The organism is Paraburkholderia sediminicola, assembly GCF_046027355.1.
GTDB classification, from domain to species: domain Bacteria; phylum Pseudomonadota; class Gammaproteobacteria; order Burkholderiales; family Burkholderiaceae; genus Paraburkholderia; species Paraburkholderia sediminicola_B.
Window position 1 is genome coordinate 151,453 of sequence record NZ_JAQQEK010000015.1, and the last position, 17,868, is coordinate 169,320.

Genomic DNA, 17,868 nt, shown 5'->3' on the forward strand with positions numbered 1-17,868 from the left:
ATGCGGAGGTACCACGCTAGTGCGCCTAGGAAAATAAGGCCGACGGAATGGGAAGATCAGCCCATGTGAGGACAACCGACACGCCCGGGGTGGTTCTGATAAGCCGGGTAATCGCCTCAAAAATGGTCGACTGACCAATAGAAAATGCGTCCCTCTTCGGGATGATATGGTCGACACGGGATGCTGCGCTCAGTGCACTCTCTGTAACCAGGCAGCTCACTGACTCACCGTCGACGATAGCTTCAAATACGGCGTGTCCGTCTTCAAACGATACGTCGTCCAAACAAGGAAAGATGATATTCATGAGTGTGGCCTGGAATGATAGAGGCTAGCCTCCAACGTAAACACGTTGGGCGATTAGAACGTTGCACATATACAAAAGAAACGCCACAGATCACCATCAATTCTGCGCATGCAACCTCAACACGGCGAGGTTAGCAACGGACAATCACTTGTGTGCTGCGGCCTTTCCGCGTCTACCTGGCCGATGATCTTCCGAACTTCTCCCACCTGAACCTGAAGTGCCCGCAAAGCCTCCGCTTGAATCGAATGAGTTAATGCCGGTATCTGTGAGCTGAGGCCCGTGCTCAAACTCAAATGTCCCTTGCGCACATTGTTATTGATATGTGGCCGACTAGACTTAACCCGCGATTTACGAGTTGCCAACCAACTTAAACGCAAAAACAGTATCGATGCTCGGATCCCAAGAATCAGCGTAACGAAACTATCTGAATATCTGTCACGGAGCCAACCCATGTCCTCAACCTCGAATACAACACGCCTCCAGGAAGTCCCAGCTGGCACACCGGCGACCGAAGTGAAACGAATTATCGATGCTGACGGCGGCGTCATAATCAAGGGCTTGTTCGCCAGGCAAGTCGACGCGATGAACGCCGAAATTGACCCCATCATTTCGAAGTGGCATGAAGGCGTCCGAGGCAATGAATGGATGGAGGAGTTCGCTGGCCGACAGACCAAACGTTTGACTCAGCTAGTTGCACGAAGCAAGGTGTTTCGTGAGCAAATGATCGACGACGAAACCATGCTCTCGTATGTCGATACCATGATGCTCGAAACCTCCGATTCGTACTGGATGAATGCGGCTCAAGTGATCGAACTTCAGCCAGGTGAGAAAGTTCAAATGCTGCATCGGGATCTTGAGAATTACCCGATATTTCGCAAGTATGGCGCCGAAGCACCTGAAGTCATGTGCAACTGCCTGGTAGCGCTTTCGGACTACACGGAAGAAATGGGCGCTACCCGTGTCATTCCGGGCAGCCACAAGTGGGCCGACTTCGAAGACCGAGGCGATCAATCCCAAACTATTGCGGCCGTGATGGAGAAAGGCGACGCGCTCCTGTACTCCGGAAAGATGCTGCACGGCGGTGGCGCAAACCGAAGCACCAAGCCCCGACGTGCGCTCGCGTTGGCATTTTGTTGTGGATGGCTGGTGCCCGAAGAGGCTTATCCGTTTGTCGTACCTATTGAGATCGCTCGCACGATGAGTGCGAGAGCTCAGCAACTCATGGGCTTCCGGTCCTTCCACAATTCCAAGCTCGGCGGCGGAAGTCTCTGGCAGGTCGACTACCTTGAGTTGGGCGATTTTCTCGAGCTGAACAAGTCGGAAGTCACAGCGGTCTAGCATTGCCTGGAGACGACGGCGTAACGTCGTCTCCCGTCGTGCCTCCGACACAAGACAAATACGCAAAGCAATGTGTGTATAGATGGCGACCATCGCCCATCATGGTCATTTCCATGAAAATCCCTGGCATCAACCCCTGCAGGCGTCGGCCAGTTGGCCAGGTCGCCTACGCGAGCATTTATGCCTTTCTTCCGCAACGGCAAGTACCGCGAGCAAGATAGGTCAACTATCTGAGCATGCGTTATGCGGCGATCTGCAAGTCCCATTCGTCAACCCACGTTCTCGCCCACAGCAACGCATAGCTGGATGCAGCATCCTCAGTTTCAAACCGCGCGCTTTCTCGCGATCGCATCAGCAACTCGTTCCTGTAGAAAATGATCCCGTAGGCACTGAAGCTGCCGTCGGAATGACTCACTTCGTCAACGAATAGGGAATAGCCACGGTAATAGTTCATGATCATCAACTCTCTTGATAGCATGAGCAACTCGTCCCGACGAATACCGTCCCGATCCTGGCGTCGTCGCCATAAAATTGCGCATGGTGACCGACCGCTATTGGTAGTCGACCATGCGCAGTTCTATTAGCTAAACTGAGACGCGGCAAGCTCAGAGCGGACGAGCGGACTTCTCTACACAGAGGTCATTGCTTCACGGGACCACTGTCGGAGAAGACTACAACCTTTCCGCCCTGCGTCTGGGTGGCAGCCGTCAATGGCAATCGGTCAGAACGCTGTGCCGCTCCGAAAGTCTTCCCCTCGTCGTTGCTCAGCATTGAGACGCCGTCCAATGCAACGGCCAGGACTATTCCATTCGAACGCTGGAGAATACCGTTCACTGAGCTATGAACGCTGGTGGAGACGTTACTCCAACTCTGCCCGTCATCGCTGCTGCGGTAGATCGAGCCGCGAAGGCCGCCGACAAGCAGCGTACCGTCCTTCAGTGCAGCGCCACTCCAAAAACTGCCCACGTATCCGGTTGTAAGGTAAGTCCACGATTTTCCCGCATCAGTCGACCGTAGAACAAACCCCCTTTCCGCCGAAATGAACAACTCGCCCTTCGCATTGGCAAACATACTGTAAAGGTTGACATCGGCCTTGGCACTGCCGGGTGGCGGCGGTAACGCGACTTCTTGCCATGTCGAACCACCATCGGTCGTATGAAGCATGAGGGACCAAAGTCCCACCGCCCACCCTTCAGATTTGTCCTTGAAGTAGACAGAAAAGAATGGCCGGTCGTTTGCCACATCGACCCGCTGAATCCGCCACGTTTCGCCGGCATCGTCGGTCCTCAGGATTGCGCCCCACTGGCCAACGGCCCATCCAGTCTTGTCGTTGGCAAACGAAACAGACGTCAGCATCGAACTAACCGGCACGAGTGTAGCCTGCCGAAAATGCTCGCCTTCGTCGTCAGACAGCAAGATGGCGCCGTGGTCGCCGACGCTCACAACCCGCTTTCCAACCGTTGCGGCGCTTAGCATTGTGGCGCTGAGCGCACCGACGGTATGCGGCGCCGGCGTGACAGCGAGTGCTGGCTTGCCGCTGGGCGTATCCGCAGCGAGAGCACAACCTGATACCGCCAGCAAACAGGCGGCCGCTACACACGATCGGGCTCCTTTCCGTGATGAGGTCAAGGGCGAGCGAAACATACCGGGAAAAGTATTTGTCATGGAAACACCTCAGTGACTGAGAACCCCGGGCGCCCGTACAGGTCGACGCCGCGGAAAAATCTTTTCGAGGACAACTGCCAGCGCCGGCAGCGCCGTCATCGCCATGACAAGGTTGACGACAAACATGAAAGCCAGCAGCTTGCCCATGTCAGCCTGGAACTTGAGTGCCGAGAACGACCAGGTCGCTACTCCGATCGCCAGGGTGATCGCCGTAAAGATTGTCGCCATACCAACCTCCAGAATCGAGTGTTCGAGAGCCTTGACGATAGGTTCGCCGCCCGCAAGATGAGCCTGGAGCCGGTTGTAGATGTAAAACGCGTAGTCCACGCCAATGCCGACGGCGAGCACCATCACGGGAAGCGTCGCGACAGTCAGTCCAATTTCGAACTCTTTCATGAACCAGTAGCCAATGAATGTGCCCACGGTCAGTGGCAAGCAACACGCAACGACCGCGCGGAGGTCCCGATAGACAACAAAAACGAGCAGGACAATCGCCAGATAGACGTACAGCATCATCGGCAGTTCGCTTTTCTCCACCTCGTCATTCGTTGCTGCGAGGACACCCGCATTGCCCGCGGCCAATCGGAGTTGGACGCCCTCGGTCTTATGAGCCGCGGCAAACGACTTAGCTGTCGCGATCACCCGATTAATGGTCGATGCCTTGTGATCGGAAAGATAAAGGTGGACCGCCGTCATGCTGCAATCCGGACGCATGTACCCGCGAACGCGATTGATTTCCGCACTAAGTGACGAGTAGTTACCCGGGTCAATTGGCACGACGCCCATCTTGGGATTACCTTCGTTATATCCTTGGTTGTAGGTGCGCAACATCCCCGCGTATGAACTAACTGATACAACCCCAGGGACAGTTTTCATGTCGTACGCGAGCGCATCGCCGTATTGGCCGACAGCCGGTGACTCGCACGAGTTTGCCGGTCCTTCGACAACCAGAGTTAGCCAGTCCAGCCCTACGTCGAAGCTGCCGGCGATCGACACGGCATCCCGATTGAAGCGCGCGTCGGGACGCAACTCGGGCGCCCCAGGCTGCAACGTCCCAACTACGCGGTCCCGGCTTTCCCAGACAGCGGCGGAAAAGATTCCTGCGACCACAAACAAGGTGATAACTGCATTGCGCGGTTCGGCGATACGGGCCAATACCAGGAGCCATCGGGCACGACTCTCGCGCTTGCGCATCGCCTTTTGCGCATATTCTCGCGTGAACGTGAAGCATGACGCGGCCACAGGAAGCATCACAAGATTCGTGAGAATCTTGTATCCAACGCCAAGCGACGCCGTAATCGCCAGTTCGCGAATCATCGGAATCGGAATCAGCAGCAACGTGATAAACGAGACGAACGCCGTAACCAATGCTAGCGTCCCGGGGATCAGGAGACCGGTGAAGCTGTGGCGCGCGGCCTCCTCTGTCGTCTTTCCATGAGCAAGCTCACGTACGATAAAGTTGATTTGCTGAACGCCATGCGAAACACCAATCGCGAAGACGAGGAACGGGACAAGAACGGCCAGCGGATCGAGCCCGAATCCCAAAAGCCTCAACGTTCCGAACTGCCAAACGAGCGACGTAAGCGAGCATGCGATTGGCAAAATGGTGAAGCGCAGGGAATGGCAGTACCAATAGACCGCTACTCCTGTCAAAAGCAATGCGATCCCACAGAACAGCAGGACTCCCTGCGCACCATCTGCAATGTCACCAATCTGCTTCGCAAAACCAATAATCTGGACCTCGTAGCCGGCGTCTTCGAAAGGCTTGCGGACCTTTTCCTCGATCAACTTGTTGTAGGCGACGTAGTCGAGCACTTTGCCGTCGGCTCCGACCTCGTTGATCGATGCCGTCACCATCGCCGCCTTCTGGTCTCGCGAAACAAGTGACCCCATGTAGCCGCCTTGGTCTGTCGCCTTCCTGGCGGCCTCAACCTGCGATGCACTGATATTTTCCGGCGTTACCGTCCCTGGAATAATCGGCTCAGCGCGGAAACCCTCTTCTGTGATTTCATTCACGAAACTGTTTGGCGTCCAGAGGGACTGCACGCCGAGACGGTCGACGTTGGGAAGATAGGCAACCGCCTGAGTGACGCGGTATAGGCGCGTCAACCCCTCCTGGTTCCAGATGGTTCCATGCTTTGCACGGACGACTACCGTGAGACGATTCGCGCCCAGCAGGTCGTCGCGATATTTCTGGAATGTCTTGATGTACTCATGCCCGATGGGAATCTGCTTCTCAAAGCCCGCCTCCATACGCAGTTGGATTGCGAACGCTCCCATCACAACCGTGAAAAGCAAGAAGGCGATGAGGGTTATGGCTCGATGCGCGAACAACCAACGCTCGAGTTTTCCAATTACACGTATAAGCACGGTCTCTTCCTCAAAAAAAGCGACGTCCCCCGAGCAGGAGGACCGACTGCTAGAAATTGCGAGTTACAAATGCACCAACGAAGTCGCGATCACGGTAGTACTGGTAAGGTGCTTTGCCCATGTATGTGGTCCAGTTAATACCGGCTTGCCACGTTGCCGGATTCTGGTTGAAGAGCACATAGACATTGAGAGAACTTGCGTTATGGAGGTAGTTGGCGCTGTACGTCGGTGTGTTGCCGAAAAGAGTGCGCGAATAGGTCGCTCCAGGCGTCACCTGCCAGCCATGAATCAACGTGCCGTCGTATGTCCAGTTGAAGTCGACGACGGCTCCAGCCGAAGTTGACGTCCCGACGCCAATCGGCGAAGCGCTCGCGCTGGAAGGGTTGTTCAGCCAGGTGATGTAACCTGCTGCCGGCACCTGCACCACCTGCTGTCCGTTGACGGTCCGAACAATTTCGCCGGATGAGCTGACGCCAGGATATTTCGTCAAGCCCAGTTCAAGGGAAAGGTTGGCCGCGCTGGCGTTACCGAGCCCTTTGAGAATAAACGGATAGTTTGCCGGCGTGATGCCTAGAAGTGCCGTCAAGTCGAGATTAATTTTCTTTTTATCCTCCCAGAGAGGACACGATCCGGCCGCTGCATTGGAAGCGTCGATGGCACCGCCTGCGTTGTAGCACCCAGACAGCGACACCGCATCGTGGGGACGGTAGGACAGTTCCCCGCCGATGGCCCAATCACCGATCTGAAAGTTTGTGCTCACGCCGAAGAGCTGGCGACTATTCAGGTATTGATATTGATACTGCCCCGCAGAGGTAATGTTGAGCACCGGGCTCTTATCGTTGTAGCGGAGGTAATAAAGCCCAAAATCAGCCTCAATCGATTTAGGCTTGTAGTGCATCGAAATCCCGTACTGCCCACTATTCTTACCGTAGACATTTCCCGCTACGGGAACGCCAATGGCGTTGTATGGCGCACCGGCAAACACGCCGTTGACAAGAGCACCATTCGCTGCTCCATACGCACTACGAGAGCCATTACCCGCAATGGTCGCACCGTCCGACGCGCTAACGTTGCCATTCGTTGTGCTTACGCTGAGCGGCACGTTTCCGTTGTTAAGCGAATCCGAGGTACTGAAATAGGAGCCAACCGCTGGATAGATATTGCCGTTCCATCCGAGCTGGTAGTACGCAGACATAGTGAGGCCACGCCCCAGTGCCGACGAAAACTCGACCATCGGTGCGGGCAAAACCGCCTCTTTCAATTGCGTGCCGGGGACGAGAAGCTTCTGATAGTCGAAGGAATTGGTTGCGTTGATACCACCAGCGAGAAAGAGACTCTCGCCCCAGTTGATCACCTGGTTACCCACCCGGATGTGTGCAGACTGATCGGCGATGCGAAAGTCCTTCTCAGCCCACAGGTCGAGTAGTCGAATATTTCGCACCATTTGCGCGTACGCGGCCGAACTCAGCTCTGTACGATCAGTGTTGGCGGCGGCAAAGTCATAGAAGTACGTCGCACGCGCGAGGAACTTGGCACCGATCGCTGGGTCATCCAGATACAGCTCGTTCGTTCCCTTCAAATAAGCGGTAAACAGTTTGTTCCGGTGATAATTGAGGTCGCCGTCATCTCCGTTAGACCATTGAGCCGTATTGGCGGGGCCACCGCAAACTGCGGAATCCCCCGTCAGCGCGCAGCTCGGGCCATGTAGCCGATACCCAAGTCCCGCAGTGTAGGCTGAGTCGAAATTTCCTGATATGTCGCCGTATGTGAACGTGAAAGCCTGTGCACACGATGCTGCTACTGCAGTCAATACGCCAACGGATGCTAACTTAGTCTTCCGAAGCTTCATGCTTCTCCCCTAAACGTTCAATTTTGTTCACGAGCGGACGTGAGTAAGAACCGACTCGCGCGACGCCTTCACCACGATAGATTTCGAGACCACGGCGCATAAGGATCCGACAACCGCACAGTAATAAGCGGAAATTTGTCAGCCAATGTTGGAAACGGCCAAGCGTGTGGTTTGCAGGGGCCAAGTTAGAAGAGGCTAGCTCTGGCCATGCTCACAAGTTGCGTAGCCGTGGGGGAAGATCTATTGAAGCCGTGCCGAGACGTGACATTGACGATCTGCAAAGGAGCGTCAAGGGCGACTTGCTCTCTTTGCCGGTCCATTACCCGTTGGGCTTCTGCGTCGTGCTAACACGCACCAATAGAAACGGCCTGACCGCGGAAGCTGTCAGGCCGATAAACAAGGCGTCACCCTTCAAGATGAGCCATGCAAAACCAGGCTCGCGCAGTGCAACCGGTTAGCGGCTGCTTTGCTGCTGTAGACTTTGCATCGTATAGAAGTCGTCGCGTAGAATCGGGTTGTCGCCGCTATCCAGGAAGTACTTCGGCGGCTTCGTTCCTCCGAACACAAGACCATCGCCAACGTAACGGCTCGAGTTGACGTCGTACATGACAAACTGGTCTGCAGTACATGCACCGCCCAGCTCGGCAATGGGGATTGCAGGCGATTCCTTGACTTTCCAGACTTTTCCTTGAGTGTCGTAGTCGTCACCTGCGACCGCAATCCAAGAGTCCTCATCAAGGTAAAAGACCTTCTTCGGCATAATGTGGCGCGTTCCCGACTTCACCGTTCCCTCGACTACCCATACCCGGTGCAACTCGTAACGGCGGTTGTTCGGGTTGATGAAGTGGTCCTGTGCGCCGTCCGTTGCAGATGTCTTTGTATCGAGCATACCGAACGCGTTGTACGGAACGTAGATTTCTTTCTTGCCCGCGAGCTTCCAGTCGAATCTGTCAGGGAGCCCGAAGAAGTTAAGACTCTGGTCGACTGTGTACTGGTTCTCAAAGCCAATGAGTGGAGCATCGTAAGAATAGCTCGGCAATCGGCGCACCCGACGTTGACCAGTGAAGTAATAGTATGACTCGCTGTCTTCCTTGAAATAAACACGATTCACAACGGCCTGCCCGGCAAGGGCGGCTGGCGTGTTGTAACCATAGAAGGCGCCCATGAGCAACTCGTTGCTCGACATAGGCGTAGTCTGCCCCTTCTTGCCCCACGGAAAGTAATATGTTTGCTTCCAGCGAATGTCAATTCGGTTGCTCTGTCCGGGACTCGCGGAGACCATCGTGTAGCCATCAGTCCATTCCATACCGACGCCGTGATAGCGGGTAAGGAAATTCCACATTGCTTCAATGCCAGATTTTGGTTCTGGGAACGGAATACTTGGCATCTGTGCGTTGTTCAACGACCACCCATCGGCTCCGATCGTAGCCTTGCCGGCGGCGGCCTTGGTATTTTCCTGGACGAACGCAGGAAGCACACAATCCCTATGTGAAGGATAGACCGGCATCGAATAACCCTTGTTTGTCTTCAGTAGGGCTATCTGTCCAGGGGTGAGCTTGTCCGCATATTTATCGACATTCGATGCATCGATGACGAAGGACGGCTTCTCACCCTTGTACTTCCAGGAGTCTGCGCGACTTTTTTCCGGCGTCCATCCCGGCGTGATGCTACTAGCGCCGTCAAAAGCCGGAACACCGTCTTTTCCGGCACCGGCCTCTGCGCCGGCGTAGGTCAGATCGGCAGCGACTGCCGCCGCCGTCGAGTCAAACAAGATAGCCGCCAATGAAATTGCGGCAAGTAGTTTCGTTCGAGAAATCGACATCACGTCCTCTGCGGTTTACGCCGTGCTAACGGCCGGGCTAATCGCTCAAATCGAAAGATCCGTGAAGAACGGCTTCCACGTACCTGTCAGCAATGAATACTGCTATCCACCGCGTTTCGTTTGATTTCCATATGCGATGGAATAAGGTTAGAGCAGGCGTATCGCGCGAAACATGTTTTCGAGGGACAATTGTCGGTCCCAGGCGGACAATGACACCGGCACGACTGATAGTCAGGAAGCGAATGACTGTCCTGCAGTGCGCAACGCTCGCGCGCAGTAGTGACAGTTCAGCAAGAACCCGTCTGTAGTGCTTGAGCCAATGAAAACTTGATGGACGTGCCGAACGCCCACGCAGTTCACCCGAAAGAGTGAGTGCAGAAGCATCTCAAGAACACTGGATACAATGAGTGAATGGAAAAGCCGCGTTTAGGGCTGATGAAGCCATCCCTCAGCAAGGTAGCCTTTGAGGCCAGCGCGCTTGAAACGCGCTGACGACGACTGCATTTTTAGTTGCGCGTCTTGACAGCGCTGTACATCGCAGCGATATCTTTATCGCCGTTGCCTTCGCGTTGCGCCTTCTCCAGGTAACTCATATAGGCCTTCGTTGTTTCATAACCGATGCCATCCTGGATATAAGCGTCTCGCACGGCAGTTTGACCCGCGTGATGCACATCGATCGTCGCTTGATCACCCGAATAATCCCCTTCGTCAAGGCGCCTGGTTATATCGACCAGGCCATCGGCGAGCATCGTCTCGACTATGCCAGAGAGTTTTCTAAAAGCCTCTGGAGCGACTGCCGCTTTCTCTGCCAGTGCAGCCCCCTCCATGAAGGCAGTCACCGCGCCAAAATAGTAGGCATATAGCGCCAGGTAAACGACTGAGGCGGTTCCCGCGTCATCTCCAAGAAATACGGCATTGCCCGCCATCGATTGGAGTACTTTCCTGTTTTCGGAGAAACCTGGTTCATTGCCCGAATACAGTATCGTCGTGCCGGGTTTTCCAATGTCGCGCGGGTACGCCATGATCCCACCGTCAACGTATCGTCCTCCCTGTCGCTCGACAAACTCGCTAATACGGCGTGCGTCGTCTGAGCTCCCCGTGCTCAAATTCACCACGGTCTTATTCGTGAGCAAACCTGAAACCTCGCTCATTCGTAGTACTGTCTCGCACGCGACCTTATCGATAGTGCACATTACAAGCAACGGACTGGCTTCGACGGCGTTTGAAGGCGCTTGGGCTTCCAAAGCGCCCGCCGCCACGAGTTCATCCGTCCGCCCTTTCGTTCGGTTCCACACGGTGACGGCATGGCCAGCCGCCAACATCGCCCTGGCAAGGGTTCCACCCATTGCGCCAAGTCCGAATACCGAAACTTCGCTTCGTCGCGCGTTTTGAGTCACTGCAAATCTCCAGAGGAAAATCCAATCGTCTTGCGGCGAACGGGTCACATCTCCCACCCGACGGACCCGGTCATGGAGCTACGTCAAACCACCGTTAGCGTTTACCGCGCGAATAGCGGCCGAATCTCGACGGCCGGATGCTGACCCGCGAAGTCAAGGCCCGCGCATCTTACAAGAGCATGGGCCGAAAGCTGGGTAGAAAAAAGGTGCGTGAGAGCCGGTGTCGTGTGCAAAACGGCCAAGTCTGGTTCGAGCCGGCGAATTCCGATGCCTGACATGCTGAACGCACTTGGCTTTCAAAATGCCAACGCAAGCGCGGCTGCTTATCAAGCTGACGGTCGCTGCCGTGTCGCAGCAAATGAGGGAGAGCGTCCGAATGGATGTCCCACATTCACACAAAACTTGGCTCGCGCGAACCTAGGCGGAGATATTTCGATCGCACATGATCGACCTGCCGAAACAATTAGCAGACGTAGTCACCCGGAACTGACGGACGACACGCTTGCCTCGGCTCAACACATCGGCGCCTGATGCCCGCCTTTCAACTATATGGAGAAGCAACCGATGAAGACAGTTTTCGCTGTTGCAGTCGCCTTCGCGTTAATTACCATTCCCCCGGCATTTGCACAGGGTGGCGGCGCTGGCGCGTTTAGCGGCGGCGGAGCCGTGGGCGGCGGTGGTACTGCAAACGGAATCAGCAGCGGTACAGGATCTGGAAAGGATGCGCCGCACGGTGCCAGCGCCGCCGGCAACAATAATCGAGCAGAGATGGGCGGAGCTAGCGGTAGACATCACACCATCAAAACATTGAAGCAGCGGAAGAAAGAAAAAACCGCAGCGTCCTCGCCCACGCCATGAAACGAGACCAAGGATCTCCGTACAGGTCACAGCCATCGTGGCGCCAAGCGAGCACTTCGCAAATTGACCCGCATTAAAGCCATTTCTGACCGGGATCCGTTTTCCAATTCCGAACAAGCTGAATGTTTGAGTTGCCGGACGCAGCCAAATGTCGTTTCCAGTCAGTTCTGACAATCCATGTTGTAGCGCGCCGCCGGCAAACTGCTTCTTACAGGCTGTCAGACCCTTGTCTTTACACAACTCGAGAGCATGATGAAACCAATTACTGTATCGGTCGTAGGTTTGGGGCAGATGGGAAGTGCCTTGGTCGCGCCGCTCTTGCGAGGCGGAAATGCAGTCACCGTTTGGAACAGAAACAAGGAAAAGGCCGCACCGCTTGTGGCCCTCGGTGCTCAGCTAGCGGACAGCGTAGAAGATGCGGTGCAAGCGAGCGAGCTAATCGTCGTTTGCTTGAGTAGCTACGATATCAGCGACACGTTATTCCGCGAACCGAGAGTTCAGGCGCTGTTGAGCGGCAAGACTTTTATACAACTGACCACTGGAACTGGAGATGAGGCCGCTCGCTCTGCGGCTTGGGCAAAGGACGCCGAATTTTCCTATCTTGACGGCGCGATCATGGACTATCCCGCGGCCGTCGGCACCGCCGAGTGTTTGCTGCTGGCTTCGGGTCCCGAAGCAAGTTATAACCACTACGAAGACCACCTTCGATTATTGGGCGGCAGATTTACCTATGTTGGAAAAAATCCGGCCGCCGCAAATCATCTCGACGGCGGCCTGTTGACGCTGTACTACGCAACGACCTTCGGCTTCTTGCAAAGCGCCGCCATGTTGCAAGCGGCAGACGTATCAGTCGAAACGCTAAAAAATGCGGTTGACTCTTTCCGGCATGTCTTAGACAAGACGATTGCCAGGGCGACAGATTCTCTTTCTCGAAACGACTACACGGGACACGAAGCCTCGATTGTTGTTCACTCATACGGTGTTCAAACACTTCGCGATCGAGCAAGATCGGCCGGAGTCGACTATAGCCTGCTCCAGCTATTCTCAGATTATTTGGAGAAAACAAGGGCCAAGGGCTTCGACGCCGCAGAACTGCCGGCCACATTTGAAATTTTTCGCCGGAAGTAGGTATTCGGACGGATGTGCGCGATCGTGGTTGCGCATTCGGTATGTCGAGCCTTCAAAGCGAAAGCGCGAGGGCGGTACAGTCGCACGGTGTAGTTCCAAAGTATCCCCAATCAGGCGTCAAACGTTAAGCAACTTGCGCCGCCAGCGTCCACAGCGAGCGCCAGTCGTTTTCGGCACCCAGCCGCTCGAGCCGGTTCCACAAGGCGTCAACAGTGGCCACATCGGCACTCGGGGCAACGCAGGTGGCGAGTTTCTGGCGTCGATCCGCATCCGAGAGCGGGCGACGCGGATCCCCAAGCGGCACGTCGACTTGCTCGCTGAAGGCCCGGCCGTCGCGCAGACGTACCGTGATGACTGCGGGGACTGCATCGGCCAATGGAACGCTCGCAAGCGCCTCGTCGATCACGAAACGCACCCGCGGAATCAGTCTGCGCACGTCCTCGCGTTGCACGGAGGCGTCTTCATAGTGAGCCAACGTCAACATCCCGTCCACGGCGGCCGCCGCCAGCGAGTACTCCATACTGAACTTGCCTTCCAGTCCAGTGTTCGGTCGGGAGTGTTGCAGAACCTTCTTTGCGAGAGGATGCGAGACGCACTCGATCGTTTCGATATCCGCTCCCTTGAAGCCGTGCGTCTGCTTCAGACTGATGAGCGCATCCAACGCGCAATGGGTGCATCCGCACGCCCCGTAGCGCTTCAATGCGATTCCTGGCGTCAGCAGATCCCAGCCGTCGGCGAGCGCAGCCTGCAACGCCGCATCGTCCGGCATCTGCCGCGAGCCGAGCACCAGGAACCAGCCCGCCGGACCTTCAAGCGCCTCGCCGTCGGCGCTCATTCCGGCGCGAGCGAGTTCAGCCGCATGCACACCGGAGCGTGCAGCGTTGCCCGCGTGGAACGGCTTCGTCATGCTGCCGAAATTACGCCGCACGCCGCCCGACATCGATGCGGCTATCGAGATCGCGGTCGCGGTCTGCGCGACGCTCAAATGCATCAGCCGCGCCGCCGCGAGTGCCGCGCCGAACACGCCGATAGTGCTAGTCGTGTGCCAGCCGTGCTCATAATGCGTCGGATTGACGAAGCGGCCCAGCCGGGACACAACCTCGACGCCAAGCACGTACGCCGCGAGCGCTTCGCGGCCATTGGCAGCACATAGCTCAGCGACTGCGAGTGCGGCAGGCAGTACGGCGACACTGGGGTGGCCATATTGCGACCACAGCACGTCGTCGAAATCGAGCGCGTGCCCGCTCGTTCCGTTGGCCATTGCCGCATCTCGCGCACTCATCCGGCGCGTGCTGCCAATCACGCTGGCGCCTTGCCCGGACGGCACATCCTCCAGGGTCGCTCCCACCGCGCGGGCAACGTCCGTTCGTGCGCCGGCGATCATGCAACTGATCGCATCCACCGCCGCAACGCGCCCTTGCCTTGTAAACCTGCTCAGGAATTGCACTGCCGGGCGTGGTCACGCCATAGGTTGCAATGACTCCAGCGAGGCTCATGACAGGGTCTCCGTGCCGATAGGATTGCGGCGTCCCGCGCGACGCGGCACACCGGCGAGGAAAGCCAGCGCGCTCACAACCAGCAACGCGGAAAGAATGTATAAGGCGTTGTCGATGCTGCCGGTTAGCGTCTTGATCTGACCGACGGCCCACGGCGTCACGATCCCGCTAGTAATGCCGAGACTTCCGATCAACGCAATGCCCGGCGCGACCGCACGCTTCGACAAGTGCTCGAACGGTACTGCCCAGAAAATCGGCACTGCTGCAAATATCAGCACCGCAGCAGCCGAAAGAATGGTCAACATTACCGCGAAACTCGGGATATGCAGCGTCAACAAAAACAACGCGATCCCACCACCGAGCGTGCACGTTGCAAAGTGCCAGCGGCGCTCGCGGCGCCTGTCAGAGCATCGCGCGATGAGCAGCAGACCGATGGCGCCTATTGCATTCGGGATCGCTGTATAGAGGCTGATCGAGACGATTCCCTGAATGCCAAAGTCACGAATGATCAGCGGCATCCAGAAATTAATGAGCAAGCCTCCGCAGGCGACCGAGAAATAGACGAACGCGAACAGATACACGCGAGGCGTGCGCAGTGCGTCGAGCAACGCGTTCTTTGCGCGCGCCAGCAGCGGATTCGCCTCTGCGTCGAGTTGCGCGAGCAGGCTACGTTTCTCGTCATCGCTCAGCCATTTGGCGCGCTGCGGTCCGTCGTCGAGCCAGAACGCCGCGAACACGCCGAGAACGATGGCAGGCGCGGCTTCGATCACAAACAGCCACTGCCAGCCGAACAGACCGGCGACGCCCGCCATATCGCGCATGATCCAGCCGGAGAAAAGACCACCGATCACCCCGGAGATCAATGTGCCCGCGAAGAAGATCGACATGATGCCGGCGCGGCGTTGCGGCGGATACCAGTAGCTGATGTAGACAGTAATGCCCGGCAAAAAGCCCGCTTCGAACACGCCGAGCAGAAATGGTAGCGTGTAAAACTCACCGGGCCGCGAAACGAACATCATGCAGGCCGAGGTTAGTCCCCACAGCACCATGATCCGGGTGAAGGTGAAGCGTGCCCCGAAACGGGCCAGCAGCATGTTGCTCGGCACCTCGAAAACACATAGCCGACATAGAAGATGCCCGCGCCGAGCCCGTACATCGCGTCGCTGAAGCCGAGATCGTGCTTCATCTGCAACTGCGCGAAGCCGATGTTGATCCGGTCGAGAAACGCGATCACATAGCCCATGAACAGAAACGGAATGATTCGCCAGGTGACCTTGCGATAAAGCGAATCGTGAGCAGTAGCGGCGAGCGGATCGGGCGTCGGCGTTGCAGATGACAATTGCATCATGGTGTCTCTCTCCAGATCTTTCGGACGGCTGCGTGTCGCAGTCTGTTGTACCGTGAGACGGGAGTCGACCCGGAAATCGACTCTTCCCACTGAGACCTAAATCAGTTGCTCTTTGTGATTTCCTGCAACGTTGCCCACAACGCGTTGGCGTCTCGCAAGGCGCCGATATTGAGCGCCGCGTCGATGATTCGCGAACGCGCTTCGTGCGGCGCGAGGCGCTCCAGTAACGCATGGAATTTGCTGACGATGCGCGCTTCGGTCATCGTATTGAACTGCATCGTGCCACTGGAGTCAGCGCGGTCGACATAGCCCGTCCGCCCCTCGAAACGTCGGCCATCGCGCAATTCGACACGCACCGTCGAATCGATGCCGTACGGGTTCTGCCGATCCCTTTCGGGATCGACCACGTCTGTGATACGGGATGCGATCCGGCGCACCGCCGGGTCGTGATAGACGTTTGCCCAATAGGTCAGGATCGACGGGTCGTCGTAGACTGGCCGTACATCGCGCACCAATGCCATCGCGGCACCATATTCCGAGTTGAAATGAATCTGGGCGTCGCGCTCGGGAAACTCGTGCGCCTCAGCCTTTACGAAGAACGCCGGCGTGCCAATTTCAAGGCGCTCGACGTCGTCGGCCGCGAACTGGTGTTCGCGCTTGAGCGCGGTGATCGTGTCGATCACACCCAGCACTTCGGCCCCCACCGGGTAGTACTTGATAGCGGTTCGGCGAAACGCAACGACATCTTCGCCAAGGCCCGCGGTAATTGCGTTCAGATCGAAACCGTCGCTGCGCGCAACCATCGTGCGGCAATAGCCCCAGTCGCCATGCTCGAAGGTATCGAGACGCGATTGCAGGCCGGCCTGCGCCATGAGCGCTGCCAGCACACCCGTTTCGGCGCCGCGTCCGCAGTGCACGCGCTTGATGTCCGAGCCGAGGCGCGCCAGCATGAACCCGCCTCCGTCCACATCTTCTGCGAAGACTACCCGAACGAAGAAGACCCGGGCGCCGACCATTCTTCAATAGCAGCGCTTTCTGTCGAAGCTCCAGTAGGTAAAAAGGCCGACAGCGCGTAGGCCCGAAATCGACCCTGAACCACCCTTCAGGCACGTACAAAGTCGGGGGCAGCTTCCGGGGCGCAACGGCCGTTCGGCTACGCACCCGGCACGGCATGTCATCGGCCACAGCGGTCGTTGGTCCCTCAAGGCGTCAACGGCAGGTATGGTTTCCTCAACTGACGATGGTCGACCAGTCCGGGCGAACGGCCGCTTTGAACGTCGCCGAGCGGCAGTGCACGACCCCTTGCGGCCCCTAAAGGACCGCTCGTGACTGCCCGTTGTCCGACGTGAACCTGACGGTCACGGAATCGCCGCGCTTCGTCTTTTGATCGGACACCGACTTCACGCGCTTGATGATCGTGAAGCGCCTCAACGCCCCAGGAATTCCAGCACCATTTGATTGAACTTCGCGGCATGTTCCCACTGCGCCCAGTGGCCGCATCGGCTGAACACGTGCAGGTCTGCGTTCGGCATGCCCCACACAAGACGCAACCCGACATCCATCGGCACAAAGCGGTCGTCGCGTCCCCAGATAACGAGTGCCTGCGCGGATATCTCCGAAAGACGATGGCCCACATCGGGAAACTGCTTCGGGTTCGCCACCAGGCTCTTCACGAAGTTCTCAAGGTGATCGCGACGCGCCAGCATGTTCTCCAGACGGGTCTGCATCAGTTCCTCGGTCAGCGTGCTGGTGTCGAACACGAAGACGTTCAGCATCCGCTTCAGGTTGTCGAGCGTCGGCTCGCGGTAGAGCGCCTGAAGCAGCTTGATGCCTTCGGTGGGCATCGGCACGAATTGGCTGGGACCGCCCGTACCGCCGCCCATCAGCACCAGCTTGCCGACACGCTCGGGATTCGCCAGTGCAAAGGCGACCGCGCTGTGCCCGCCCATCGAATTGCCGATGATGTGCACGCGTGCGATGCCGATCGCATCCAGCAACCGCTCAAGCGCGCGCGCATTCAGTTCGGAACGCGAGCCACTGCATACGACGGAATCGCTCTTGCCCCAACCGGGGCAGTCCAGCAGAATCACCCGATATCCGGCGTCGACGAACGCGTCGACGTTGCGGTTGAAGTTCGCCCACCCGCTCGCGCCCGGGCCCGACCCGTGGAGCATCACGACCGTCTCGTCGCCGTGGCCGGCGTCGTTATAGTGCAGGCGCAGTTCGCCATCGCCTTCGCCGATGCTCACGAATTTGCTGGTTGCCGTTTCGCTTTGAAGCTTCATCGCTGCTG

The 17,868-nt window shown here is 57.1% G+C and carries 13 protein-coding genes and 1 pseudogene; 3 read left to right on the forward strand and 11 right to left on the reverse strand.

Annotated elements, in window-relative coordinates:
* Positions 1-25 precede the first annotated feature (25 nt).
* Positions 26-304 (reverse strand): DUF1488 family protein, encoded by a 279-nt coding sequence (locus PQR42_RS25115; RefSeq protein ID WP_408210635.1) that lies wholly within the window; start codon positions 302-304, stop codon positions 26-28.
* 450 nt (positions 305-754) lie between these two features.
* Between PQR42_RS25115 and PQR42_RS25120 the strand changes: the two genes are divergently transcribed.
* A complete protein-coding gene (locus tag PQR42_RS25120) occupies positions 755-1,642 on the forward strand; it encodes a phytanoyl-CoA dioxygenase family protein (RefSeq protein WP_408210638.1) in 888 nt (295 codons plus the stop codon).
* Positions 1,643-1,883: 241 nt separating this feature from the next.
* On the opposite strand, the gene PQR42_RS25125 is transcribed toward PQR42_RS25120, so the two are convergent.
* The 6 genes from PQR42_RS25125 to PQR42_RS25150 all read right to left on the reverse strand — a co-directional run bounded on the left by PQR42_RS25125 (position 1,884) and on the right by PQR42_RS25150 (position 10,745).
* Positions 1,884-2,102, reverse strand: coding sequence for a hypothetical protein (locus PQR42_RS25125; protein ID WP_408387703.1), 219 nt, complete (start codon positions 2,100-2,102; stop codon positions 1,884-1,886).
* A 179-nt stretch (positions 2,103-2,281) separates the two neighbouring features.
* Complete coding sequence (locus tag PQR42_RS25130) at positions 2,282-3,085, reverse strand: WD40/YVTN/BNR-like repeat-containing protein (RefSeq protein ID WP_408210644.1); 804 nt, start codon at positions 3,083-3,085, stop codon at positions 2,282-2,284.
* A 231-nt stretch (positions 3,086-3,316) separates the two neighbouring features.
* Entirely contained in the window at positions 3,317-5,677 is a 2,361-nt protein-coding gene (locus PQR42_RS25135; protein WP_408387701.1) for an efflux RND transporter permease subunit, read from the reverse strand.
* A 49-nt stretch (positions 5,678-5,726) separates the two neighbouring features.
* Positions 5,727-7,526: a DUF1302 domain-containing protein gene (locus PQR42_RS25140; RefSeq protein ID WP_408210649.1), complete on the reverse strand. Its 1,800-nt coding sequence runs from the start codon at positions 7,524-7,526 to the stop codon at positions 5,727-5,729.
* 454 nt (positions 7,527-7,980) lie between these two features.
* Positions 7,981-9,348: a DUF1329 domain-containing protein gene (locus tag PQR42_RS25145; protein ID WP_165188906.1), complete on the reverse strand. Its 1,368-nt coding sequence runs from the start codon at positions 9,346-9,348 to the stop codon at positions 7,981-7,983.
* Positions 9,349-9,854: 506 nt separating this feature from the next.
* Entirely contained in the window at positions 9,855-10,745 is an 891-nt protein-coding gene (locus PQR42_RS25150; RefSeq protein ID WP_408210653.1) for an NAD(P)-dependent oxidoreductase, read from the reverse strand.
* A 564-nt stretch (positions 10,746-11,309) separates the two neighbouring features.
* Between PQR42_RS25150 and PQR42_RS25155 the strand changes: the two genes are divergently transcribed.
* Positions 11,310-11,603, forward strand: coding sequence for a hypothetical protein (locus tag PQR42_RS25155; protein ID WP_408387699.1), 294 nt, complete (start codon positions 11,310-11,312; stop codon positions 11,601-11,603).
* A 249-nt stretch (positions 11,604-11,852) separates the two neighbouring features.
* Complete coding sequence (locus PQR42_RS25160) at positions 11,853-12,731, forward strand: NAD(P)-dependent oxidoreductase (protein WP_408210659.1); 879 nt, start codon at positions 11,853-11,855, stop codon at positions 12,729-12,731.
* Between the two features lie 124 nt (positions 12,732-12,855).
* Here PQR42_RS25160 and PQR42_RS25165 read toward each other — a convergent pair whose 3' ends face one another.
* The 4 genes and pseudogenes from PQR42_RS25165 to PQR42_RS25180 all read right to left on the reverse strand — a co-directional run bounded on the left by PQR42_RS25165 (position 12,856) and on the right by PQR42_RS25180 (position 17,860).
* The gene (locus PQR42_RS25165; RefSeq protein WP_408493901.1) at positions 12,856-14,178 is read right to left on the reverse strand and encodes an MmgE/PrpD family protein; all 1,323 of its coding nucleotides are present in this window, start codon (positions 14,176-14,178) and stop codon (positions 12,856-12,858) included.
* A gap of 45 nt (positions 14,179-14,223) precedes the next feature.
* Positions 14,224-15,575, reverse strand: a pseudogene (locus tag PQR42_RS25170) (MFS transporter).
* Positions 15,576-15,676: 101 nt separating this feature from the next.
* Positions 15,677-16,525: an MmgE/PrpD family protein gene (locus PQR42_RS25175; RefSeq protein ID WP_408387695.1), complete on the reverse strand. Its 849-nt coding sequence runs from the start codon at positions 16,523-16,525 to the stop codon at positions 15,677-15,679.
* Positions 16,526-17,002: 477 nt separating this feature from the next.
* Positions 17,003-17,860, reverse strand: a complete 858-nt coding sequence (locus tag PQR42_RS25180; RefSeq protein WP_408387693.1) for an alpha/beta fold hydrolase — start codon at positions 17,858-17,860, stop codon at positions 17,003-17,005.
* Positions 17,861-17,868 lie beyond the last annotated feature (8 nt).